Origin of the sequence: Ensifer sp. LC11 (genome assembly GCF_001695835.1) — a bacterium.
GTDB lineage: Bacteria > Pseudomonadota > Alphaproteobacteria > Rhizobiales > Rhizobiaceae > Ensifer.
Map to the genome: position 1 here is coordinate 129,046 of NZ_MBSO01000003.1, position 23,376 is coordinate 152,421.

25 protein-coding genes are annotated in these 23,376 nt (G+C 63.1%); 15 read left to right on the plus strand and 10 right to left on the minus strand.

Annotated features, from left to right (window positions below):
• The first annotated feature begins 3 nt into the window (after positions 1-3).
• From pcaH to BBX50_RS02445, 3 genes are all read left to right on the plus strand, one after another.
• On the plus strand, positions 4-753 hold the full coding sequence (pcaH, locus tag BBX50_RS02435; RefSeq protein WP_065773726.1) for a protocatechuate 3,4-dioxygenase subunit beta: 750 nt from the start codon (positions 4-6) through the stop codon (positions 751-753).
• A complete protein-coding gene (pcaG, locus tag BBX50_RS02440) occupies positions 753-1,367 on the plus strand; it encodes a protocatechuate 3,4-dioxygenase subunit alpha (protein WP_065773727.1) in 615 nt (204 codons plus the stop codon). The genes pcaH and pcaG overlap by 1 nt, the downstream gene beginning before the upstream one ends.
• 108 nt (positions 1,368-1,475) lie before the next feature.
• A complete protein-coding gene (locus tag BBX50_RS02445) occupies positions 1,476-2,531 on the plus strand; it encodes a 3-carboxy-cis,cis-muconate cycloisomerase (RefSeq protein ID WP_065773796.1) in 1,056 nt (351 codons plus the stop codon).
• A gap of 144 nt (positions 2,532-2,675) precedes the next feature.
• On the opposite strand, the gene BBX50_RS02450 is transcribed toward BBX50_RS02445, so the two are convergent.
• Together BBX50_RS02450 and BBX50_RS02455 are read right to left on the minus strand one after the other, a co-directional pair.
• Positions 2,676-3,413 carry a FadR/GntR family transcriptional regulator gene (locus BBX50_RS02450; protein ID WP_065773728.1) on the minus strand — a complete coding sequence of 246 codons (738 nt, stop codon included), beginning with the start codon at positions 3,411-3,413 and terminating at the stop codon, positions 2,676-2,678.
• Positions 3,414-3,521: 108 nt separating this feature from the next.
• Entirely contained in the window at positions 3,522-4,316 is a 795-nt protein-coding gene (locus tag BBX50_RS02455) for an NAD(P)-dependent oxidoreductase (RefSeq protein WP_065773729.1), read from the minus strand.
• A 287-nt stretch (positions 4,317-4,603) separates the two neighbouring features.
• Between BBX50_RS02455 and kdgD the strand changes: the two genes are divergently transcribed.
• The 6 genes from kdgD to BBX50_RS02485 all read left to right on the plus strand — a co-directional run bounded on the left by kdgD (position 4,604) and on the right by BBX50_RS02485 (position 10,533).
• Positions 4,604-5,515, plus strand: coding sequence for a 5-dehydro-4-deoxyglucarate dehydratase (gene kdgD / locus BBX50_RS02460; RefSeq protein WP_065773730.1), 912 nt, complete (start codon positions 4,604-4,606; stop codon positions 5,513-5,515).
• Between the two features lie 22 nt (positions 5,516-5,537).
• Positions 5,538-6,674, plus strand: coding sequence for a mandelate racemase/muconate lactonizing enzyme family protein (locus BBX50_RS02465; protein ID WP_065773731.1), 1,137 nt, complete (start codon positions 5,538-5,540; stop codon positions 6,672-6,674).
• Position 6,675: 1 nt separating this feature from the next.
• Positions 6,676-7,545, plus strand: a complete 870-nt coding sequence (locus tag BBX50_RS02470; protein ID WP_244513259.1) for an amidohydrolase family protein — start codon at positions 6,676-6,678, stop codon at positions 7,543-7,545.
• 128 nt (positions 7,546-7,673) lie between these two features.
• Entirely contained in the window at positions 7,674-8,651 is a 978-nt protein-coding gene (locus BBX50_RS02475; protein ID WP_065773732.1) for a TRAP transporter substrate-binding protein, read from the plus strand.
• Between the two features lie 79 nt (positions 8,652-8,730).
• Positions 8,731-9,252: a TRAP transporter small permease gene (locus BBX50_RS02480; protein WP_065773733.1), complete on the plus strand. Its 522-nt coding sequence runs from the start codon at positions 8,731-8,733 to the stop codon at positions 9,250-9,252.
• Positions 9,253-10,533 carry a TRAP transporter large permease gene (locus BBX50_RS02485; RefSeq protein WP_065773734.1) on the plus strand — a complete coding sequence of 427 codons (1,281 nt, stop codon included), beginning with the start codon at positions 9,253-9,255 and terminating at the stop codon, positions 10,531-10,533.
• Between the two features lie 70 nt (positions 10,534-10,603).
• On the opposite strand, the gene BBX50_RS02490 is transcribed toward BBX50_RS02485, so the two are convergent.
• The 3 genes from BBX50_RS02490 to BBX50_RS02500 form a co-directional block, all read right to left on the minus strand.
• Positions 10,604-10,936 (minus strand): tetratricopeptide repeat protein, encoded by a 333-nt coding sequence (locus BBX50_RS02490; RefSeq protein WP_065773735.1) that lies wholly within the window; start codon positions 10,934-10,936, stop codon positions 10,604-10,606.
• 29 nt (positions 10,937-10,965) lie between these two features.
• The gene (locus BBX50_RS02495) at positions 10,966-11,562 is read right to left on the minus strand and encodes a flavin reductase family protein (RefSeq protein WP_065773736.1); all 597 of its coding nucleotides are present in this window, start codon (positions 11,560-11,562) and stop codon (positions 10,966-10,968) included.
• 142 nt (positions 11,563-11,704) lie between these two features.
• Complete coding sequence (locus BBX50_RS02500) at positions 11,705-12,313, minus strand: superoxide dismutase (RefSeq protein ID WP_065773737.1); 609 nt, start codon at positions 12,311-12,313, stop codon at positions 11,705-11,707.
• Positions 12,314-12,480: 167 nt separating this feature from the next.
• On the opposite strand from BBX50_RS02500, the gene BBX50_RS02505 reads away from it, so the two are divergent.
• A complete protein-coding gene (locus BBX50_RS02505) occupies positions 12,481-13,092 on the plus strand; it encodes a metalloregulator ArsR/SmtB family transcription factor (RefSeq protein WP_065773738.1) in 612 nt (203 codons plus the stop codon).
• 64 nt (positions 13,093-13,156) lie between these two features.
• On the opposite strand, the gene BBX50_RS02510 is transcribed toward BBX50_RS02505, so the two are convergent.
• From BBX50_RS02510 to BBX50_RS02530, 4 genes are all read right to left on the minus strand, one after another.
• Positions 13,157-13,924 carry a 3-hydroxyacyl-CoA dehydrogenase gene (locus tag BBX50_RS02510; RefSeq protein ID WP_065773739.1) on the minus strand — a complete coding sequence of 256 codons (768 nt, stop codon included), beginning with the start codon at positions 13,922-13,924 and terminating at the stop codon, positions 13,157-13,159.
• 161 nt (positions 13,925-14,085) lie between these two features.
• The gene (locus BBX50_RS02515) at positions 14,086-14,406 is read right to left on the minus strand and encodes a FliM/FliN family flagellar motor switch protein (RefSeq protein WP_065773740.1); all 321 of its coding nucleotides are present in this window, start codon (positions 14,404-14,406) and stop codon (positions 14,086-14,088) included.
• A 155-nt stretch (positions 14,407-14,561) separates the two neighbouring features.
• A complete protein-coding gene (locus BBX50_RS02520; protein WP_139108413.1) occupies positions 14,562-14,918 on the minus strand; it encodes a hypothetical protein in 357 nt (118 codons plus the stop codon).
• A 559-nt stretch (positions 14,919-15,477) separates the two neighbouring features.
• Positions 15,478-16,272: a DUF899 domain-containing protein gene (locus BBX50_RS02530; RefSeq protein ID WP_065773743.1), complete on the minus strand. Its 795-nt coding sequence runs from the start codon at positions 16,270-16,272 to the stop codon at positions 15,478-15,480.
• Positions 16,273-16,670: 398 nt separating this feature from the next.
• On the opposite strand from BBX50_RS02530, the gene BBX50_RS02535 reads away from it, so the two are divergent.
• From BBX50_RS02535 to BBX50_RS02555, 5 genes are all read left to right on the plus strand, one after another.
• A complete protein-coding gene (locus tag BBX50_RS02535) occupies positions 16,671-17,843 on the plus strand; it encodes an ABC transporter substrate-binding protein (RefSeq protein WP_065773744.1) in 1,173 nt (390 codons plus the stop codon).
• A gap of 186 nt (positions 17,844-18,029) precedes the next feature.
• Positions 18,030-18,896 carry a branched-chain amino acid ABC transporter permease gene (locus BBX50_RS02540; protein ID WP_065773745.1) on the plus strand — a complete coding sequence of 289 codons (867 nt, stop codon included), beginning with the start codon at positions 18,030-18,032 and terminating at the stop codon, positions 18,894-18,896.
• A 20-nt stretch (positions 18,897-18,916) separates the two neighbouring features.
• Positions 18,917-19,897: a branched-chain amino acid ABC transporter permease gene (locus BBX50_RS02545; RefSeq protein WP_244513264.1), complete on the plus strand. Its 981-nt coding sequence runs from the start codon at positions 18,917-18,919 to the stop codon at positions 19,895-19,897.
• Complete coding sequence (locus BBX50_RS02550) at positions 19,897-20,661, plus strand: ABC transporter ATP-binding protein (RefSeq protein WP_065773746.1); 765 nt, start codon at positions 19,897-19,899, stop codon at positions 20,659-20,661. The genes BBX50_RS02545 and BBX50_RS02550 overlap by 1 nt, the downstream gene beginning before the upstream one ends.
• On the plus strand, positions 20,642-21,358 hold the full coding sequence (locus BBX50_RS02555) for an ABC transporter ATP-binding protein (RefSeq protein ID WP_065773747.1): 717 nt from the start codon (positions 20,642-20,644) through the stop codon (positions 21,356-21,358). The genes BBX50_RS02550 and BBX50_RS02555 overlap by 20 nt, the downstream gene beginning before the upstream one ends.
• A 17-nt stretch (positions 21,359-21,375) precedes the next feature.
• Here BBX50_RS02555 and BBX50_RS02560 read toward each other — a convergent pair whose 3' ends face one another.
• Positions 21,376-23,340: a CHASE2 domain-containing protein gene (locus BBX50_RS02560; RefSeq protein WP_065773799.1), complete on the minus strand. Its 1,965-nt coding sequence runs from the start codon at positions 23,338-23,340 to the stop codon at positions 21,376-21,378.
• Positions 23,341-23,376: the final 36 nt, after the last annotated feature.

The following is a 23,376-nucleotide window of genomic DNA, read 5'->3' on the forward strand; positions in this document are numbered from 1 at the left end:
ATGATGTCCGACAGAACGAACAGGAAGCCCGAAACGGGAACGTTTTTCGCGCGCGACCGAGGGTGGCACGCACCCGCCCTGACGCCGGGCTACAAGACTTCGGTGCTGCGCTCGCCGCAGAAGGCGCTTCTTTCTCTCGACGGCACGATTTCCGAGATCACCGGGCCTGTCTTCGGTCATTCGCTGATCGGAGAACTCGACAACGACCTGATCCATAATTTCGCTCAGGTTGGTGAGAGCGCCATCGGCGAGCGCATCATCGTGCATGGGCGCGTGCTCGACGAGCGCGGCCGCGCGGTGCCGGGCGCACTGCTCGAATTCTGGCAGGCCAATGCCGGCGGCCGCTACCGCCACAAGAAGGAAAGCTATCTCGCGCCGCTCGATCCGAATTTCGGCGGCTGCGGTCGCACGATCACCGATGAGGAGGGCTTTTATTCCTTCCGCACGATCAAGCCCGGCCCCTATCCCTGGCCGAACGGCGTCAACGACTGGCGCCCGGCGCATATCCATTTTTCGGTGTTCGGCCACGGCTTTGCGCAACGGCTGATCACGCAGATGTATTTCGAGGGTGATCCGATGATCTGGAAGTGTCCGATCGTCAACACGATCCCGGATCACCAGGCGATCGAGCAACTGATCGCGCCGCTCGACTGGGTGAACACGATCCCGTTCGATGCGCGTGCCTACAAGTTCGACATCGTGCTGCGTGGCCGCCGTTCGACCATGTTCGAGAACCGTCTGGAGGGCAATTGATGGTGCAGCAACTCAATTACCTCAAGGAAACGCCATCGCAGACCGCTGGCCCTTACGTTCATATCGGCCTGACGCCGAATTTCTGCGGCATCGGCGGTGTCTACGAAGCCGATCTCGGATCGTGGATGGTGAACGAACAGACGCGCGGGGAACGCATCACCATCACCGGCCGCGTGATCGACGGCGCGGGCGCGCCGCTCAAGGACGCGCTCGTCGAGATCTGGCAGGCCGATGCCGCCGGGCTTTACAACTCGCCGACCGAGATCCGCGGCGCCGCGGATCCGAACTTTTCCGGTTGGGGGCGTTGTCCGACCAGCGCCGAAGATGGCGTCTTCACCTTCGAGACCGTGAAGCCGGGTCGCGTCCCATACAGCCGCGACCGGCTGATGGCGCCGCATATCACCTTCTGGATCGTCGCGCGGGGCATCAATGTCGGGCTTCACACACGCATGTATTTTCCGGACGAAGCAGAAGCCAATGCCGCAGATCCGCTGCTGGCGCGAATAGAGCATCGCCATCGTGTCGCGACGCTTGTCGCGACCGGTGCTGCGCCTAATTATGTTTTCGACATTCACCTGCAAGGTGAGAAGGAAACGGTCTTCCTCGATATCTGAACAGGAATGTCACGCCTGGACATGGAGGGACGCCGTCTGGCGGCCCCGATGCAGCAGGTGGCATTTCGTTCGGTAAAGCCGGCATCGGCGACAACAAGCGGGGCAACCATGACCTATTCCGCCTTTGACCATCCCTATCTCTCCGGGCTCTTGGGCGACGAAGCCGTCGCCGCCGAGTTTTCTGCCTCCGCCGATATCCATGCGATGCTTGCCTTCGAGGCGGCACTTGCGCGGGCGGAAGCGGTGCACGGCATCATCCCGGCGCGTGCTGCTGACCGGATCACGGAGGCCTGTCGCGCCTTCTCGCCCGATGTCATCGCGTTGAAGCGCGCCATGGGCGTGGACGGGGTGGTCGTCCCCGAGCTCGTGCGGCAGTTGCGTGCAGCCGTCGGCGGCGAAGCGGCCGAGCATGTGCACCATGGGGCCACGAGCCAGGATGTTGTCGACACCAGCCTGATGCTGCGAATGAAGGCAGTCGCGGAGCTTTTCGCCGTTCGCCTCGGCAACATCGTTTCGGTGCTGGAGGAGTGCGACAATGAATGGGGTGACCGAACGCTGATGGCGCGCACCCGCATGCAGGCGGCGATCCCTATTACCGTCTCTGATCGGTTGCGCAGCTGGATCGAGCCGCTGCTCGACCACAAGGACCGGCTCGAGGCGATGGACCGCGATCTCTTTGCCGTCCAGTTCGGAGGGGCTGCCGGAACGCTCGAAAAACTCAAGGCGAGGGCCGACGATGTTCGCGCCACACTCGCCGAGGAGCTTGGCCTGGCCGACTTTCCGCAATGGCACAGCCAGCGCTCCGAAGTGGCGGACTTTGCCAACGCGCTGTCGCTGGTGACGGGCAGCCTCGGTAAGTTCGGTCAGGATATTGCGCTGATGGCGCAGCAGGGCGACGAGATCGAACTGGCGGGCGGCGGCGGTTCCTCGGCGATGCCGCACAAGCAGAACCCGGTGGCCGCCGAGGTGCTGGTGTCGCTGGCAAGGTTCAACGCCACCCAGCTCTCTGGCATGCATCAGGCGCTGGTGCACGAACAGGAGCGCTCGGGTGCCGCCTGGACGCTCGAATGGCTGATCATGCCGCAAATGGCCGGCGCAACTGCGGCCGCATTGCGCCTTGCGACCGAGCTTGCCAGCAACATCCGCCGGCTCGGCAGAGACTGACCCCCTGCGGGGCGGCGCTAGAGTATCTCGCTCTCAAGTGGGTTCACGTGAGGCGGAAAGATGCTCTAGAATCAAAGTGCTAGAGCGTCCTTGGTGCGTTCACATGAACGCACGGCGCTTTAGGTGTGCCGCCACATCGGTCGGTCAGCGGGCAGCGCGCAGCATCGAGCGGTAGCGCAGCTGGCTGTTCTTGAGATGCTGGCGCATGGCCATGCGCGCCTTCTCTTCGTCTCCGTCCTGAATAGCGACGAAGATCGCCTCGTGCTCCGATATCAGCCGGGTCAGTTCGGCGGCAGCCAGCACGGTCTCCTCTCCCGTTTCTGACACCGCTCGACGCGGGATGAGGGCAGGGCCGAGCATCTGCAGGAACTCGCTGAAGCGCGGGTTGTTGGTCGCCTGCGCTATCGCCAGGTGAAAATTGAAGTCGGCCTCTGCGCTCGGGCGCCCTTCGGCGGCGCTCGCACAGAAGCTATCGAAGGCTTCGGCGATCGTTTCTTCCTGTGCCGGCGAGCGGCGAAGGGCGGCCAGCGCGGCTGCATCTCCTTCGACTGCCGTTCGCAGTTCCAGCATTTCAATCAGTGAGGAGACACGGGCAAGGTCGACGCCGTGGAACGGGAGCGGGACGGTCGGGGTCGGTTCCAGCACGAAAACGCCGATCCCGTGTCTCGCCTCGACAAGCCCGCCGGAACGCAGCGCCGCGATCGCTTCACGCACTACGGTGCGGCTGACCCCGAATTCCCGGGTGAGCTGCGCCTCCGACGGCAGCCGGTCGCCCGGCTTGTAGTGCCCGCCTGTGATCTGGCCGCTGAGCGCATCCGTCATCCTGGCGACCAGTGTCTTGCCTTGCGGGGCGGGATTATCCGTTGCTGGCGCGTTGGTCATTGGCATGGCCGTTTCTGGAACTGAAATCGAGCTTCTGGATACGCCATTGCCGATCGGTGGCGCAATCCTTGGCCGCGAGAGGCGATATGCGACCCCGAACACATGTCGTCAGTCCTTGAAAATCGGATCATCGACGAAAGCACCGCCCTGAAAGCGGACCAGCGAATCCTTCGGATCAGGTTTCGGCGTGTTGGCGACAATCTTCGCGCGGAAGGCTTCGGCATTGTCCTTCGGCCGCCAGCCGAGCCAACCAAGGTGCGAATTGTCCCACCAGCCGGCATCGTTGGCGGACGCGCCCCAGATGACCGGACAGCCCAGAACCGGCACGCGGAAGACCGCATCGATGAGCGAAACGAAATCATCGTGGGACAGCCAGGTCGAGAGCATTCGGTAGTTGACCGGTTCGGGCATGCAGGAGCCGATGCGCACCAGCGCCGTCTCCTGGCCGAACTTTTCGAAGTACATGCGGGCGAGCGCTTCGCCGAAGCATTTCGATACGCCGTAGAGCCCGTCGGGCCGATAGGGGCTGTTCGGGCCGAGCCGCTCGTTTTGCGGATAGTAGCCGATCGTGTGGTTGGTGCTGGCAAACAGGATACGGGGCTGACCGTTGGCGCGCGCCGCTTCGTAGAGGTTGTACAGGCCAAGGATGTTGCCATCGAGGATTTCGGCGAAGGGCCGCTCGACCGATATGCCTCCAAGATGCAGGATCGCGTCGCAACCAGCGACCAGCTCGTTGACGGCTCGAACGTCAGCGAGATCGCATTGAATGCACTCCTCGTTCGTGCCGGGTGGGTCGAGTGGCGAACGGTCGGAAACGCGGATCGTCTTTGCCAATGGCGCGAGCTTTTTGCGCATGACGCGGCCCAGTTGGCCGGCCGCACCGGTGATCAGAAGTCGTTCCATTGCCTATCTCCTTCACGGCGGCGGAGCCATCGCGGATATGTGTTCGATCACATCATACAATATCGGCTAACATATAATACGTGTTCTCCGCAATATGGGTGGGGCGTCCGTAAATATGCCACCCTTTGCTCATCCGGTTCCGTGGGCAGGGCTTGGGCGTCCACTCCCGCAGGTGTACGGACATGTAACTTCGAAAGTCGTATGATAACTTGTATTATGACATATTGACATGCGTGTGATGACTTGCTTAGCTGGGCGTGTCGAGTTTGAGGGAGGGCCCGCACAAAATGACGCCTGAGCAGATCAAGGCCGCGCTTGGATCGGGCCTGCTTTCCTTTCCGGTCACCCACTTCGATGCGGAGGGCCGCTTTGCGCCGGAAAGCTACAAGGCGCATGTGGAGTGGCTCGCCGGCTACAAGGCGCCGGTGCTCTTTGCGGCCGGTGGGACGGGCGAGTTCTTTTCGCTAAAGCCCGATGAAATCCCGGGCATCGTCAAGGCCGCCAAGGAGGTTTCGGGGGATACGGCGATCGTCTCCGGTTGCGGTTACGGCACCGAGATCGCCATCGATATCGCCCGCTCGGTCGAGCGGGTGGGTGCGGACGGCATTCTGCTTCTGCCGCACTACCTGATCGACGCGCCGCAGGAAGGCCTCTACGCGCATGTGAAGCGGATCTGCCAGTCGGTCGGCATCGGCGTCATGGTCTATAACCGCGACAACTCGGTGTTGCAGCCCGATACGCTTGCCAGGCTTTGCGACGAATGCCCGAACCTGATCGGCTTCAAGGATGGCACCGGCGATATCGGTCTGGTGCGTCAGGTCACGGCCAAGATGGGTGACCGGCTGATGTACCTTGGCGGCATGCCGACCGCGGAGCTTTTCGCCGAAGCCTATCTCGGTGCCGGGTTCACCACCTACTCCTCGGCCGTCTTTAATTTCGTGCCGGGCCTTGCCAACGAATTCTATGCAGCCCTTCGCAGCGGCGACCGTGCCACCTGCGAGCGCATCCTCACGGAGTTCTTCTATCCCTTCATGGCGATCCGCAACCGGGCCAAGGGTTATGCGGTTTCGGCGATCAAGGCGGGCGTGCGGCTGCAAGGATTTAAGGCCGGCCCCGTGCGCAGCCCGCTTGTGGACCTGACGGACGAGGAAGTCGGCATGCTTGACGCGCTTATCGGCGCTCACAAGCGCAAGGCGTAAAAAGAGGGGAGGGAGGAGAGCCATGAAGATCATCGCCGTGCGCACCCATCTCCTCGAGCATCGGCTGGCCGTGCCCTTCGAAAGCGCATCAGCGCGTTTCGATCGTCGCGCCCATGTGCTGGTGGAGATCGAGTGCGACGACGGGACCGTCGGCTGGGGTGAATGCCTCGGCCCGGCGCGGCCAAATGCGGCGGTGGTTGCGGCCTATTCTCCGTGGCTGATCGGCCAGGATCCGCGCCAGACCGAAAGGCTCTGGGCAGTTCTTTACAACGCGCTTCGCGACCAGGGACAGCGTGGCCTTGCGATTACGGCTCTCTCCGGCATCGACATTGCGCTCTGGGACATCAAGGGCAAACACTACGGCGCATCCGTTTCGATGCTGCTCGGCGGCCGCTGGCGCGACAGTGTGCGTGCCTATGCGACCGGCAGCTTCAAGCGTGACGGCGTCGACCGCGTCACCGACAATGCACTGGAGATGGCGGAACGCCGCGCGCAAGGGTTCCACGCCTGCAAGATCAAGATCGGCTTCGGCATCGACGAGGATCTGCGCGTCATCCGCGCGGTGCGCGAGGCGATCGGCGATGAGATGCGGCTGATGATCGATGCCAACCATGGCTATACCGTCACCGAGGCAATCCGTCTCGGCAAGGCGGCCGCCGACTATGATATCGACTGGTTCGAGGAACCGGTGGTGCCGGAGCAGCTTTCGGCCTATCGCGAGGTGCGCGCCGGGCAGCCAATCCCGGTTGCCGGTGGCGAGACCTGGCATACGCGCTACGGCATGTGGCGGGCGATCGAGAGCCGCGCCGTCGACATCCTGCAGCCGGATCTTTGCGGCTGCGGCGGCTTTTCCGAAATAGCGAAGATCGCCAGCCTCGCGACGCTTCATGGCGTTCGCATCGTGCCGCATGTCTGGGGCACGGGCGTGCATCTGGCTGCGGCGCTGCAGTTCATGGCGGCGATGACGCCGGATCCGGTACGGGTCAATCCGGTCGAGCCGATCATGGAGTTTGACCGGACGGAGAACCCGTTCCGCCAGGCCGTGCTGAAGACGCCGATCGAGGCGGTCAGCGGCGTCGTTGCCATTCCGGACGCACCCGGCCTCGGCATCGAGATCAATCGCGGCGCGCTCGCCCAGTTCAAGATGCCCGAGGCCTGAGATGATCGAGCGCATCCTCTCCGGTCGCCCGCCTGAGCCCCGCCTGCCGAAGGGCACCGTCGATGCGCAGATGCACATGTATCTGCCGGGATTTCCGGCGCTTGCCGGCGGTCCGCCGCTGCCCGCCGATCCGCTGCCGGATGCAGGGGCCTATCGCCATGTCATGGGCTGGCTCGGTATCGACAGGGTGATCATCACCCAGGGCAATGCGCACCAGAAGGACAACGCCAACACGCTCGCCTGCCTCGTTGACATGGGCGATGTGGCACGTGCCGTCGTCGTTATCGATGACACGACGTCGGATGCGGACATGCAGCGTCTTTCCGCAGCAGGTGCCGTCGGTGCACGTATCATGGATTTGCCGGGCGGCGCGGTGGGGCTCGATGCGCTCGAAGCCGTCGATGCGCGTACCCAAGCGGCCGACTGGATGATCGCCGTGCAGTTCGACGGCAACAGGATTCTCGATCATCTGCCGCGCCTGGAGCGCATCCAGTCGCGTTGGGTGTTCGATCACCACGGAAAGTTCCTTGCCGGCGTCGATCCGGATGGGCCAGAGATCAGGGCGTTCCTGAAGCTGATCGACCGGGGCAATGTCTGGTTCAAGTTCGCCGGTGTGTACGAGAGTTCGCGCGAGGGCTGGCCCTATGCGGATGTGGCCGCGGTTTCCCGCAGGATCGCCGAACATGCTCCGGAGCGCATCATCTGGGGCACGAACTGGCCGCACAACATGATCCGCAAGACGGAAGACTATCCCGATGACGCGCGGCTAGCCGAGCTGGTTCTCGACTGGCTCGCGGACGACCGGGCACGACATCTCGCTCTCGTTGAGAACCCGGAACATCTGTTCAGGCTGCCGACCTTTGCAGCGTGACATCTGACTGCGACGGGCCCGGAAGGCTTCCTGCCCGACCTGCAGACATAAGGATTTCGCATGCCGGCCCGGAGGGGCAGAACGCGGCCTTGGGAGAGGCCGAAGCACGATCAGAGGAGGAGGAAACCATGAAGAAAATTGCAGGCATGCTTTGCGTCGCAATGGGGCTGGCGTTTGCCAGCACAGCGGCGCAGGCGCAGGAAATCACCCTGCGTTCGGCAGACATCCATCCGGACGGCTATCCGACGGTCGAAGCGGTCAAGTACATGGGGCAGCTGCTGTCCGAGCGCAGCAACGGCCGGATCAAAGTCGAGGTCATGAACAATGGCGTGCTCGGCGGCGAGAAGGACACGATCGAGCAGACGCGCTTCGGCGTCATCGACATGAACCGCGTCAATGCGGCCCCCTTCAACAACCTCGTCAAGGAAACGATGGTCCTTGGCATGCCGTTTCTGTTTCGCTCGACCGAACACATGCACAAGACTGTTGACGGCCCGATCGGCGACGAGGTTCTGGCCGCCTTCGAGCCGCACGGCCTGGTCGGCCTTGCTTTTTACGATTCCGGCGCGCGCTCCTTCTACACCACCAAAAAGCCGATCGAGAAACTGGCCGACCTCAAGGGCCTGAAGATCCGGGTGCAACAGTCGGATCTCTGGATTGCCATGATGCAGGCCTTTGGCGCCAACCCGACGCCGATGCCGATGGGCGAAGTCTATTCCTCGCTTGAAACAGGCGTCGTCGACGGCGCCGAAAACAACTGGCCGTCCTACGAGTCCGCCCGCCACTTCGAAGTGGCCAAGAACTATTCGCTGACCGAACATTCCCTCAACCCCGAGATCCTGGTGATTTCCAAGGTGAGCTGGGACAAGCTTTCCGCCGACGACCAGGGCCTTATCCGCCAGGCGGCGAAGGACTCTGTCGGCAAGATGCGCGAACTGTGGAGCGCGCGCGAGAAGGTCTCGGAAGAGAAGGTCCGCGCCGCCGGCACGAACGTCGTCAAGGTCAACAAGGACGAGTTCGCCGCCGCCATGGGGCCGGTCTACGACAAGTTCGTCAGCGACCCGAAGCTGAGGGACCTCCTCGAGCGGGTGAAGGCAGTCAAGTGATCGCAGATGAAGACCGGCTCCGGGATCGGAGCCGGTCTTCACCTGTCCACCGGATCGCCCTGGCGGAGGAGGAAGGCAAATGCGTCGTTTCATGCGGGCGATACGCCCGTTTCTCGGGGCGCTGAGCAGCGCTTCGCTCTACATCGCCGGCACCGGAATGGTCGCCATGACGTTGATCGTCGGCTGGCAGGTCTTTGCCCGCTACGTTCTGAACGATTCACCGAGCTGGTCTGAGCCCCTGTCGCTTCACCTGATGGCCTGGTTCATCATGCTCGGCGCCGCCGTCGGCGTGCGCGAGAGCGTGCATCTCGGCCTCGATGTCGTCAGACACGTGATGAAGCCCGCGGTGCAACTTGCCATGGACCTTGCGAGCCTCGGCCTGATTGTCGTCTTCGGCCTGGCGATGGCCTATTACGGCATCCTCCTTTCGGCCGGCACCTGGACCGCAACCATCCCGGTTCTCGGATGGCCCGGTGGCGTCGACTTTTTCCCGCTTATCGCCGGCGGCACGATGATCGCCTTGTTTGCTGCGGAGCGTTTCATCGACCAGCTTCTCGGTGTCGAGATTGCCGCCGATGTCGCCGTGCAGGAGATGGCCTGAATGGCTTACACTATTCTCTTCGGGGTCTTCACCCTGCTCATGTTCATCGGCATGCCGATCGCGTTTTGCCTCGGCATCGCCTCGTTCGCCACCGTGCTTTATCTGGGCCTGCCGCCGGTGGTGGTGTTCCAGCAGCTGAATTCCGGCATGAACGTCTTTGCCATGATGGCGATCCCGTTTTTCATCTTTGCCGGCGACCTGATGGTGCGCGGCGGCATTGCCAACCGGCTGATCCGCTTTGCCGCCGGTCTCGTCGGGCATCTGCGCGGCGGGCTCGGCCAGGTCAACATCGTTGCCTCGACGCTCTTCGGCGGCATCTCCGGCTCGGCTGTTGCCGATGCGTCCGCGGTCGGCGGTCTGATGATCCCGCAGATGGCCAAGCGCGGCTACGACCGCGACTATGCGGTCAATGTCACGGTCAATGCGGCAATCATCGCGCTGATGATCCCGCCCTCGCACAACATGATCCTCTATTCGATCGCCGCAGGCGGCAACGTCTCGGTCGCCGATCTCTTCACCGCCGGCATCATCCCCGGCCTGCTGCTGGCACTGGCGCTGATGGTCACCGCCTACATCGTCGCCAGGCGCCGCGGCTATCCGGCCGAACCGTTTCCGGGTTTTTCCAAGGTCTTCTACTACCTGCTCGCATCCTTCCCCGGCATCGTGTTGATCGGCATCATCTTCGGCGGCGTGCGCTCCGGCGTGTTCACCGCCACCGAAAGCTCGTGCATTGCCGTGCTCTATGCCTTTCTCGTCGCCATGCTCGTCTATCGCGAACTCGACTGGACGGGCTTCGTCAAGGCGGTCATGGGGGCGGTGCGCACCACCGCCATGGTGCTCCTGGTCATCGGCATGGCCGCGTCCTTCGGCTGGCTGATGGCGTTTCTGCAGGTGCAGGCGCTGATGATCAGCGCGATCGGGGCGATCTCGGAGAACCCGATCATCGTGCTTCTCGTCATCAACGTCATCCTCTTGATCCTCGGCACCTTCATGGACATGGCGCCGATGGTGATCATCTGCACGCCGGTGCTTCTGCCTGTCGTCAAGGCTTTCGGTATCGACCCGGTGCATTTCGGCGTGGTGATGATCCTGAACGCCGGCATCGGCCTCAACACGCCGCCGGTCGGAACGGTGCTCTTCGTCGGCTGCGCCGTCGGCGGGATTTCCATTCGCGAGGCGATGCGCACCATCTGGCCGTTCTTCGGCGCCAGCATCGCGGTGCTGATGGCCGTGACCTACATTCCGGCCCTGTCGCTCTGGTTGCCGTCGGTCTTCAAGTGAGCTGCGGGATCGCGGCCCATCCGGGCTCGGCTGCTTCGGCCGGGCCCGGTTCACATTTGCGATCGGACGGCTATTCGTTCCGGTTGGCGGCGATGCATTGCCGCTCGAGACGCTTCAGGAAAACGCCGATCTCGCGCGCCGCCTGCAGATCGCCCTTGCGTTCTGCGACCGCCAGACCTTTGCGCCAGACCTGGAGCGCCTCTTCGAACCGGCTGAGCTTGTGCAGGATGGCACCACGCAGTTTCCACGCGGCGGAGTAGTCGGGGTTGAAGGCGATCGCGTGCTCGACATGGGAAAGCGCGGTCTCGAAATCCGCCTCCTGCAGGCAGATGCTCGCAAGCGTGAAGCGCAGCAGGGCGTCGTCCTTGCCGTCGTGCAAGAGCTTCTCGAGAGCTTGCCGCATTGCTGGCGTTCCTCCTTCGCGATCGCCGGTCAGGCCGCAGGCTTGGTCGGGTGCAGGGTCGTATGCCCGTTGCTCGGCGGCGCCGGCAACGACCTCGTCCGGTCAAGAGACAGATATCGCCGGCGGCTCCAGATCAAGGGGTCGGCATGGCTGGAAGTCTCGGTTGCGACAATTGTTCCGACGAACAGCATGTGGTCGCCGACCTGCATCGTGGCGCTCAGCAGGCAGTCGAGCGCGGCCGCGGCCCCGAGGAGCTTCTGCCGTCCACTCGGCCAGTCGGCCCAGACGCCGACGAGATAGCGCTTGGACGCTTCGATCTTGCCGGCGAAGGCATCGGCGATCAACTCCTGGCCTTCAGCCAGCATGGCGAGCGAGAAGCCCTGTTCCGCGGCGATCAGCGCGGCAAGCGGACTGTCCGCCTTGATCGAAATGACGATCGATGGCGGGTTGGCGGAAAGCGAAAAGGTCGCCGTCACGGTCCGGCCGAGACTTTCGGCGCCCTTGCCGGAGCTTGCCACGCAGACGGTGGCGGCGAGATGCGACAGAGTGTCGGCGAACTCCGGCTTCGACACGGCCAGATCGGCGTGAGCGTCGATGTCGACTGAATGCGGAGGTGTCTGGCGCATGAGTCTTGTTCCAACAGAGAATAGCCCGTGGCGGCGGGGAAGACGCCACGGGGTTTGCGGAAGCCCAGGCGGGGCGAGAGGGCTGCCGCAAACTCTTTGACCAACCGCGAACCGGTTCAGGCTCGCGGCGATCTTCAGTCGCTCAGGCGGACTGCAATTCCGCCTCGGCGAACTCGTAGTTGGCGAGCTTGTCGAGGAAGTTCGACGTGTAGTCCGGCCGGCGGTTGCGGTAGTCGATGTAATAGGCGTGTTCCCAGACATCGAGGCCGAGCAGGGCCTTGCCTTCGCCGGTTGCGACCGGATTGGAGCCGTTGGCGGTTTTCGTCACCTTGAGCTTGCCGTCAGTCCCGAGCACGAGCCAGGCCCAGCCGGAGCCGAACTGGCCGGTGGCGGCCGCCTTGAAGGCGTCCTTGAAGCTCGCAATGCTGCCGAAGTCTTCGACGAGCTTCTTTTCGAGCGCGCCGGGGATCTGTCCGCCCTTGGGCGAAAGGTTCTTCCAGAAGAGGATATGGTTCCAATGCTGGCCGGCATTGTTGAAGACCGGCGCCAGTTCCGCCTTGCCGTAGGTGTGGCGAATGATCTCCTCCAGCGACAATCCGGCGAGCGACGCGTCTTTCTCGACGAAACCGTTCAGCGCGGTGACGTAGGCCTGATGATGCTTGCCGTGGTGGAACTCGATCGTCTCGGCGCTCATGCCGTTTTCGGCAAGTGCGCCCGGTGCATAGGGGAGGGCGGGAAGTTCGAAGGCCATGGTCAAATCCTTTGCGGGCGGGCCACGAGAGGCGGATCACTTGTATCCGTGTCGCCAACCGTGTATTTAGCAAGACAATCCTTTGTAAATCTGCGCACGAGAATATGTCAAGCGATCCCTTGTTAAATCCAGAGCAAAGCAGCGGTCGTACGCCGGGCGAGCGGATCATGCTGGCGCTGAAGCTGCATGGGCCGCAGACGGCGGCAGCGCTCGGCAAGCGTCTGACCATTACAGGCGAGGCTGTGCGCCAGCAGCTTGTTCGCCTTGCGGAGGATGGTTTGGTCTTGTCGTGGTCGGAGGCAAGAGGCGTCGGCCGACCGTCGCAGTTCTGGGGGCTGACGGCTGCCGGGCATGGCGAGTTTCCCGATACGCACGCGGAGCTCACGGTTCAGCTTCTGCGCACGATCCGGCAGACCCTCGGAGAGGGGGCCATCGATCGGCTGATCGCCGCGCGCGAGGAGGAAACACGGCAAAACTATCGTGCGGCGATGGTTGGCAGAGAGAGCTTGCGCGAACGGGTGGACGAACTCGTGCGGCTGCGGTCGCAGGAAGGCTACATGGCGGCTTGCGAAGATCCGGGCGACGGCACGTTGCTCTTCCTCGAGAACCACTGCCCGATCTGCGCTGCCGCTACGAGCTGCCAGGGGTTCTGCCGGGCGGAACTGAACGTATTTCGAGCAGTGCTGGGGCCGGGTATCGAAGTCGAGCGCGCCGAGCATATTCTCGCCGGCGCGCGCCGCTGCGCCTATGTTGTCAGCATGGTCGAACGCGCCGCCTGACTGCCGGGTTAAGGGCTTGGAGCCGCACCGGCCACAGACCGGTGCGGCCCTAACGTTGATCGTATCAGCGCGCGCCCATGCGCAGGGCGCCGTCGAGGCGGATGACCTCGCCGTTCAGCATGCGGTTCTCGCAGATGTGCTGCACCAAGGCCGCAAACTCCTCCGGCTTGCCGAGGCGCTGCGGGAAGGGCACGCTCTTGCCGAGCGAATCCTGCACGTCCTGCGGCATGCCCGCCATCATCGGTGTTTCGAAGATGCCCGGAGCGATGGCAACCACGCGAATGCCGTGGCGCGCGAGTTCGCGGGCGATCGGCAGCGTCATCGAGACGACGCCGCCCTTGGAGGCGGCATAGGCCGCCTGGCCGATCTGACCGTCGAAGGCGGCGACCGATGCCGTGTTGACGACCACGCCGCGCTCGCCGTCCTCACCCGGCTCCTCCCGCTGGATCGCTTCGGCGGCAAGCCGCAACATGTTGAAGGTGCCGATCAGGTTGATCCCCACCGCGCGCGCGAAGTTCTCGAGCCGATGCGGACCATCGCGGCCGAGCACTTTTTCTCCCGGTGCGATGCCGGCGCAGTTGACCAGCCCATGAAGATGGCCAAAACGCTCAAGGGCGGCCGCTACCGCGGCAGCGCCATCAGCCTCGTTGGTGACATCGGTCTTCTGGAAGACGGCATTGCCGCCGAGTTCATCAACCATTTTCTGGCCGGCCTCGGCGTTGACGTCGGCCAGGACAACACGCCCGCCCGCGCCGTGCAGCCGTCGCGCGACAGCCGCGCCAAGGCCCGAACCGCCGCCGGTCACGATAAAGACTTTTCCGTCGATCAGCATCTAAGGGCTCCTCCCGTATCGGATCGCGCTCGCCGGAGCGCCCTGCGATCAGTTGAACTGCACGAAGGATGCTCCAGACATGGAACTATCGACATAGCCCTGCTGTCGGCGGAAGCCAAGACGGATGCATCGCCCCGTGCGAGGTGCGGCGCGTCCGCAAGCTAGTGGGTGCCAATTGGAGAGATTTCGATGATCTTGATGCCGACGGCGTTGGTGGATTCATCAAAGACGATTTCGCCTCTGCCGATCACCATGCCATTGACCTTGAGTTCGACCGGTTCGCCGAAGTTACGGTCCAGGTGGATCGTATCGTCCTGATGGAGTTTCGAGATCTGCGATACCGTTAGTTTGGCGCGCCCGATCACGGCCTCGATCGCCAACGGGATCCCCTGCACGGCGCGCTCGCTCATCACCGAACGGCCTTCGAACGCAGCGCCTTCGTCGAGCTCGACCAGCTCATCCTGTAGCTTCTTGTTAATCATTCTGCACCATCCAAAGCACTGATTCACGACTCTTTAACAAAGAGTTGCGCCAGTTCGCCTTGGGTGGCAACCGTGGCTAAATGGGGGTTCTGCGTGCCTTGCAAGCCAGCGTTAACAAAGTGTTAACATCCACAATGCGCGGAGCGCGGAAGCCCTCAAAGTGTCACCGCCGCCCAGTTTCCGTCCCGTTTTTGGAATCCGATCATGCGCTTGCCGTTCGGCAATTTGTCGCCGAGGCGCACGACATAGACATACCCTTCGAAGACCATCAGCCCACGATCGCCGTCGCTGAACAGGATCTCGAAATTCGGCGTGGCCGTCATCGACGCATCGATGCCGGCTCCGACCTCCGCCGGATCGATTGCGGCAATTTCCGAAGGCGTGGTTTCCGGGCCGACGAAAAAGTAGAGAGCGGACCCGAGGGCTGTAACGCCCAAAAGAACAGCTGGCGCCCAGGGTAGCAGCCGGCGCTTGAAACGTGTTGGGTTCGGTTGAGGCGTGGCAACACTCAAGGTCAAATTCCCGATTCGCTGTATTTACCAACCGGAACCGATTGCACTCGGAAAGTGACAGGCGCGCTCTTCTGGACGCAATTGCCCGAGACGCTGTCGGATTTACTTAGTGGAACCATCCCGGACTTCAAGCTGAGAAGACGCTCGCTTCCCAGACTCAAACAGCATGCCCATTCACGTGTTGCAGCAACATATGTTCTTAAGCGTTTCCACACTTTTTGAGTGTTGCGCAGCACGTCAGATCGCCTGCGCCCTGACGGGGCGTGGGAGCTTGCGTTTTACACGCGCTCAGCTCGGTCGCCGCTGACACCAAGCAATCTGAGCCAGGGGGCGAGGTGAAAGGCGGCCATCAGGAGGTACATGCTGGTCATCCCGCCAAGTGCCGCTTGCGCTCCTTCGGCGCAGACTATCTGACCCGGCCCACTCCCCTGGGCGCTCGTCAGTAGCGCCATGAGCGTTAAGGTGGGGGCTGCCGCGAGGGTCAGCACGGCGGCCACGATCCGGGCGAGAGTGCGGCGGGGTACCCGCTCCTCGTGTGGTTCGGAGCGGGCGGCGATCCTCATGGCTTCGGGCTCGTGTCGACGTTCCGCATGGCCGCCTCTCCAGCGTTCGACACTTCGACCCATTTCTTGTCGGGTGCCGCGCCTTCAACATAACTGTCGTTCCAGTTCCACCACTTGTAGGTCGGGGTCTGCGGGTATCCGGCCGGTGAATTCTCCCAGACCTCCTGGCGACCGAGCGGCGTGATGTCGAGATAGTTCCAGGTGCCGCCCATCTGCTCGTCGCCGCGATTGTTGATGAAGTAGGTTCGAAACAGGCGGTCGCCGTCGCGGAAGAACACGTTATGGCCGTGCCACTCGTCCACGCCGAAATCGGCGTCGAAGCTGTCGGTGATGGTGTACCACGGCATCGTCCAGCCCATGCGCGCCTTCAGCCTGGCGATATCCGCCTGCGGGGCGCGAGAGGCAAAGACCAAGGTCGTGTCGCGGGCATTGAGGTGTGAGAGATGCGCGACTTGATCGGCGACCATCGAGCAGCCCCGGCAGGCATGTTCGGGCCAACCATAGACGCCTGGCTCGTAGAAGGCGCGATAGACGATCAGCTGATGCCGGCCGGCAAAGAGATCAAGGAGGCTCGTCCTGCCTTCCGGTCCTTCGAACACATAGTCCTTGGTAACGGCCATCCAGGGCATCCGGCGCCGCTCGGCAGCAAGCGCGTCACGGGCCCGCGTGTGCGCCTTCTCCTTGGTCAGCAACTCTTGGCGCGCCGCTTCCCATGCCTGCAGTGAAACGACCGCCGGTCTTTGCATGGCCGGCTCGCCGGTCGTCGGTTCATTGTCGGTTGTCTTGGTCATGGCTATCTCCTCGTTCATGCAAAGCGCTTGCGGCAGGGCCGTAAGTCCTCTTTGCCTGTTCTTGGATAGCTTGACACCGTACGAGGGGCGGCGGGAGTAACAAGTGTGGCGGCATTCGGTGGCGGTGCCAGACGGCACGCTCTCGGTTCTCCGCATCGCTCCTTTATATGGCCGGGGAAAGCACGGGCGCGGGGGTTTCGAGATCTTTACCAGCGCCGCAGCTGTGGGAGTGCAGCTGTCGCGACCAAGCGCCGAAACATAACCCCTAAATTATGATTGGCGGCCCATATTTCATTTTTACATTACCGTTTGGCATGGCAAGCTGACGACCATCAAATCAGCTGGCGTTTGCGAGAATGATGTGGGTACGGGAGTGGCCGGCATCTCAGGGAGGAAATATGAAGCGCGTGATTCTGGCTGCGGTTGCGGCATTGGCAATGAGTGGTGCGGCCTATGCCGACACGATCAAGATTGGTGTCGTCGGGCCGTTCTCCGGTCCCTTTGCGCTGCAGGGCAAGAACTTCAAGGCCGGTATCGATGCCTACATGGCGCTGAACGGCAGCAAGGTCGGCGATGACGATATCGAGATCATCTATCGCGACGTGCCGCAGGCCGATCCCGCCCAGGCGAAAGCTCTGGCGCAGGAACTGGTGGTCAAGGAGGGCGTGCAATATCTCGCCGGCTTCTACTTTACCCCGGACGCCATGGCCGTGACCCCGCTGCTCACCCAGGCGAACGTGCCGCTCGTCATCATGAACGCAGCGACCTCGGCGATCGTCACCAAGAGCCCGCTCGTGGTGCGCACGTCGTTCACCACATGGCAGACCTCGACGCCGATCGCCAAGGTGGCGAAGGACGCTGGCGTTTCCAAGGTGATATCCGTCGTTAGCGACTACGGTCCGGGCGTCGATGCGGAAAACGCCTTCAAGGCGGGTTTCGAAGCGGCCGGCGGCCAGGTGGTCGAAGCGATCCGCATGCCGCTTGCGACCAATGACTTCTCGCCGATCATGCAGCGTATCAAGGATTCAGGTGCCGAAGGCGTCTTCGCCTTCCTGCCGTCCGGACCGACGACGCTCGGCTTCGTCAAAGCCTTTAAGGAAAACGGTCTGAAGGACGGTGGCATCAAGTTCTTCGCACCTGGCGACCTGACGCAGGAATCCGACCTGCCGGCGCTCGGCGAGGCCGCACTCGGCATCCAGACGACCTTCCACTATGCGGTGTCGCATGACTCGCCCGAGAACAAGGCCTTTGTCGAGGCGGCCGGCAAGGCGATCGGCAATCCGGCCGAGCTCTCGTTTCCTTCGGTCGGCGCTTATGACGGCATGCACGTGATCTACAAGATGATCGAGGCGACCGGCGGCGAGCAGGATGCGGCAAAGGCCGTCGAGGCGGTCAAGGGCCTTTCGTGGACGAGCCCGCGCGGTCCGGTGACGATCGACCCGGAATCGCGCCATATCACCCAGAACATCTACCTGCGCGAAGTCGCCAAGGCCGATGACGGCACCTACTACAACAAAGAAATCCAGACCTTCGAGAAGCAGGGTGATCCTGGTCTCGCGGCTTTGAAATAGGCAGGCGTCGGCGGGCGCTGCGCGTCCGCCTCACACCGATGTCGCACCGATCGGTTGCGTGCTTGAACGGAGCCGATTGACGTAGTGCGACGCCGCGGACCCTGGCGTCGGAGCGCCTCGCCGCGCTTATAATGCCGTTCCGAATCCGGCGCAGCAAACCTGGAAGAAAGGGCAACGGATAGCCCCATGCAAACCGTTCTCAGCATAGCGATCGATGCCCTTGCCTATGGCATGGTACTCTTCGTCATATCCATCGGCCTTTCCGTCACCATGGGGCTGATGCGCGTCGTCAACCTCGCGCATGGCGCCTTTGCCATGATCGGCGGCTACATCGCTTCCTATGCGGCGCGCGATCTCGGGATCGGCTATGGCTTCGCCGTCCTTCTCGCGGTTTTCGGAACGGTTATCATTGCGGTACCGATCGAGCGGCTGCTCTACCGTCGGATCTATGGCGCACCGGAGCTGACCCAGGTGCTGATGACCATCGGCATCACCTTCTGCATCATCGGGATTGCCAACTATGTCTTCGGCCCGACGCTGAAGACGGTGCCGCTGCCAGGTGAATTGCAGGGGTCGGTCGACCTCGGCTTCCGGGCGATCGCCGTGCACCGCCTTTTCGCAATCGTCTGCGGCCTCGCGGTCGCAGCCGGCCTCTGGTACGCGATCGAAAGGACTGCCTTCGGCGTGAAACTTCGCGCCTCCGTCGACAATGCGGCGATGGCCGCAGCCCTCGGGGTGCGCACGGAGATCGTCTATGCCGTGAGCTTTGCAGTCGCCGTCGGGCTTGCCGCCTTCGGCGGTGTTGTCGGTGCCGAGTTGCTTCCGGTCGAACCGTATTACGCCTTGCGCTACATGGTGACCTTCCTTGTCGTTGTCTCGGTCGGCGGTGCCGGGTCGATCCCCGGCGCACTGATCGCGTGCCTGCTCTTGGGGGCGATCGACACGACCGGGCGTTATCTCATGCCGGAGTTCGGCGAGTTCTTCTTCTATCTGGCCGTCATCGCGATCATCTGCGTCTTCCCACGCGGACTTGCCGGGAGGGCCAAGGGATGACCATGACGACGACGAACGAGATGACTGCGGCGCCCCCGGCCCACCGGCGGATTGCCAACGCCGACCTCATCGGGCTGGCCGTGATCCTTCTGGTGGCCGCGGTCGGCTACTTCCTCTTTCCCAACAATCTGGCGCTTCTGACGCGGATCATTGCCGCCGCCCTTCTGGTGCTGTCGCTCGATCTCGTCACTGGCTATTGTGGCGTGGCGACGCTCGGACACGCTGCCCTCTTCGGCGCGGGCGCCTATGCGGCGGGCATCGCTTCGGCGCACTATGGCATCAACGATCCGCTCGCGATGCTGGCCTTCGGTATCGTGGCTGGCGCGGTTGCCGGGCTCATTTGCGGGGTGGTCATCCTGCGCGCCCATGGCCTGCCGCAACTGGTGCTGTCGATCGCGCTGATCCACCTTTTCCACGAGTTCGCCAACAAGGCGTCGTCCTGGACCGGCGGCAGCGATGGCCTCTCCGGGATCGCGCCGACAGCGCTCTTCAGCCTTTACGAATTCGATCTCTGGGGGCGCACGGCCTATGTCTTCGGCGTGGCGCTGCTCGTCATCGTATTCCTGCTGTTGCGGCTGATCGTGCGTTCGCCCTTCGGCATGCTCTGCCGCGGCATCAAGGAGGACCCGATCCGCATCCGCTCAATGGGTGCCTCGCCGAAGATCGCATTGACGAAGATGTACGTCATATCCGGCGCAGTTGCCGGCGTCGGTGGTGCGTTGAACGCTATTTCCACGCAAGTGGTCGGCCTCGACAGCCTCTCGTTCACGATGTCAGCCGAAAGCCTGGTCATGCTCGTTCTCGGCGGCACCGGTTCGTTGTTCGGGGCGCTGACGGGCACAGTCGTCTTCATGTTCTTCGAGGACGTGGTCTCGGCGGCAAATCCGTTCCATTGGCTGACGATGGTCGGGGCCCTGCTGATCGCCGTCGTGCTCTTCGCACCGAAGGGGATCTACGGCACGGCGGCCGCCCTCATCACCCGACGCAGGGAGGCGCCGTGATGCAGCCGATCTTCGAAGTCCGTAACCTGAAGCGCGCCTTCGGCGGGCTTGCCGTCACCAACGACGTCAGCTTGAGCATGGCGCCGGGCGACCGGGTGGCCCTGATCGGGCCGAACGGCGCAGGCAAGACCACATTCGTCAACCTGGTCACCGGCAATCTCAAACCGGACTCCGGCGCTGTGCTGATCGGCGGCGAGACCGTGACCAGCGTCGACGCCATCGGGCGTGTGCGGCGTGGCCTCGTCCGCTCGTTTCAGGTCACGCGGCTTTTTGCCGACATGACGCCGGCTGAACATGTTGCGCTCGCCGTGCTGCAGCGCTCCGGCCGCGCCGGTCGCCTCTTCGGCAATTTCCTCGGCATGCCTGGTGTCATGGCCGAGGTCGAGGACTTGCTCGGCAAGCTCGGGCTGAAAGATCTGATGCACCGCAAGGTGAGCGAGATCGCCTATGGCCAGCAGCGACTGCTGGAGATCGCCGTTGCGCTGGCCCTGAGACCTAGGGTGTTGCTGCTTGACGAGCCGGCCGCCGGCGTGCCGCAGAGCGATACCGGCCGCATTGAACAGGCGCTTGCCGATCTGCCTGCCGATCTCGCCGTGCTGATGATCGAACACGACATGGATCTCGTCTTCCGCTTCGCCAAGCGCGTCATTGTGCTGGCGGCGGGCGCGATCATCTTCGACGGTTCGCCATCGGAGGTGACGAAGGACCCGCGTGTGCGGGAAGCTTACCTGGGGAGCTATGCCAATGCCAGCCACGCCGCTTGAGGTGGAAAACCTGTCTGCGGGCTACGGCCCGACGCGTGTGCTGGAGGGCGTGTCTTTCTCCGTTCCGGCCGGCGCGCGTCTCGCCGTGCTCGGCCGCAACGGCATGGGCAAGACGACGCTGCTGGCGACGCTTGCCGGCCAGACGCGGCGCTATGACGGTCGCATCCGCATGGGCGGCACCGACGTGACGGCGCTGCCGAGTGCCTCGCGCGCCATGCACGGGCTCGGCTTCGTGCCGCAGGCGCGTTGCGTATTCCCGACATTGACCGTTGAGGAAAACCTGTTCGTCGGGCTCAAAGGGCGCCCAAAGAGCGCCATCCAGGAAGCCTATGACATGTTTCCGCGTCTGCATGAGCGACGGCGCAATCTCGGCAGCCAGCTTTCGGGCGGCGAGCAGCAGATGCTCTCGACGGCCCGTTCGATCCTCGGCCGACCCTCGATCCTGCTTCTCGACGAACCGCTGGAGGGGCTGGCACCGGTTATCTGCGAGGAATTGATGAAGGCTTTTGCCGAGCTCGCAAAGACCGGCGACATGACGATCCTCCTGGTCGAACAGCGGATCCAGAGCGCCCTCGATTTTGCCGATCAGGTGATCGTGCTCGAGCGCGGCCGCATCGCCTGGACAGGGACGCCGGACGCATTGACTGGGGATCACGAAGCGGTCGAGCGTCTGTTGGGGGTTGGCGGGTTACATTGATCAGCAAGGGCGCTGGCTCACTTCGGTTCACGCCGCGACGTGTCGAGACGGCTGCGTTCCCGCTCATAGTATCGTGCAAGGGGCGGCAGAGTGCCTTTCAGCTGGTCGAAAATCACGTCATGGACCCGAAGTGCGCCGTCGTATTTGGCTTGAACGAAGGCCCGATGACGGTCGAGGGCTTCCTTTTTGGCGCCGACCGCGACTGTGAACACCGGTGATACGGCGCTGCGGCCCTTGACGGTGATCCGGTCGAGTTCGGCAACCGGGAAGGCCTTGCCCGCAAGACGCGCAGTCTCTTCGCCGATGAGTAGCGATATGCCGTAGTCCTTTGAGGCGCCTTCGAGACGCGAGGCCAGATTGACCGCGTCGCCAAGCGCGGAGTAGTCGAAACGCCGATGCGAGCCCATGTTGCCGACGATGCACTCGCCGGTGTTGACACCGATGCCGATCCGTAGGCTTTGCACGGGGCGCCCTTCGCGTTTCGCTTCTATCTCGAGCTCCCCGTTAACCCGCTCAAGGCGCGCCAGCATGTCAAGCGCTGCACGCACCGCATGGACGGCATGGTCAGGGTCGTCGAGCGGCGCATTCCAGAAGGCCATGAGGCAATCGCCGATGTATTTGTCGATGGTGCCGCCCTGTTCAAGCACGGCTTCCGACAGTGGTGTCAAAAGCCGGTTGACGAGGGCCGTTAGCCGCTCCGGATCATCCTTCATCTCCTCGGCAATGGTGGTGAAGCCGCGGATGTCGCAGAAGAGGATCGACAGCGTGCGCCGTTCGCCACCGAGCCGAAGATGCGATGGGTCCTTTGCCAGCCGTTCGACGAGGGCAGGGGAGAGGTATTGCTCGAAGGCGCGGGTGATCTCGCGGCGTCTCTTGCGCTCTTCGGCGTAATCGAGTGCCGCCTGGCCGGCGGTCACCGCGAGGAAGGCGAGGCCCGGACCGAGTGGTGAAACGAAGATGTGTCCGAGGCGCATCGCAGCATAGCTTGCAAGCACGATAAGGGTCACGGCGACGACGCCGTAGACGAGTGTCCGCCAGCCGGTCATCCGCAACACCGAGAAAGCTGCCAACACCGCGGCAAGTGCAATCGCGGCGACCACAACGGGCCTTGGAGCGCGCTCGATGAAGAGGTTGTTTGCCAGATTGTCGTAGATCGTCGCCTGCATCTCGACGCCGGAAACGAGCCTGTTCGAATGCACCGTGTCCGATGTCGTGAAGGCGTCTGCTCCGCCATCGGCGATTGACGGCGCGTTCTGCAGGCTGAGACCGACGAGCACGACGCGGTCTGCGAAGATCCCTTCGGGCAGGAAATTGTCGGGGTCGAGTGCCTGGTAGTAGGAGACTGTCGGGTAGGTCCGTGCAGGTCCGAACACCTGGATCAGGGCATCGTCTGGAGGTGATTGCGTCCGTGTTCCCGCGATCTCTGCAAGTGCAGCGGCGAAGCCGTCAGGATAGTCAGGAACCGCACGCAGTGTTCCGTCGCCGCTGAGGTTGACCGAGGCGATGCCGGTTCTGGCACCCTTGGCGATGAAGCGGGCCAGAGGCTCGGTGCGCACGAACTGGTCTGCCTGCGGCTCGGGTATGAACGTCTGATCGCCGGCCAGCACGACGTCCGGACCGAGTGCCTTTTCCAGATCGTCGTCGTTCGCCGGATTGGTTGACGGCTCGGCGAAGATGACGTCGACGCCGATCGCGCGGGCGCCGGCCTTACGCAGTGCCTCGATCAGGCGCGCGTGCAGCGCGCGTGGCCACGGCCATTGGCGGCCAATCTCGGCCATGGAGGGTTCGTCGATGGCGACGATGATCGGGCCGTCTTCAGGGGGCGCCGGAGTGTCGATGGTCGACAGGTAGTCGAAGCTCCGCAACTCGTTCAGCAGCCAGGCGTTGGTCAAGGTCGCAAGCGAGAGCGCGATGGCGACGAAGGCGGAAAGCACGAGCAGCTTCAGCCGTCGCTGCCAAAGACCGGGAGGTTCCCCTTGTATGGATCGACCGCTCGATGCCTGCACCGCGACACGCGC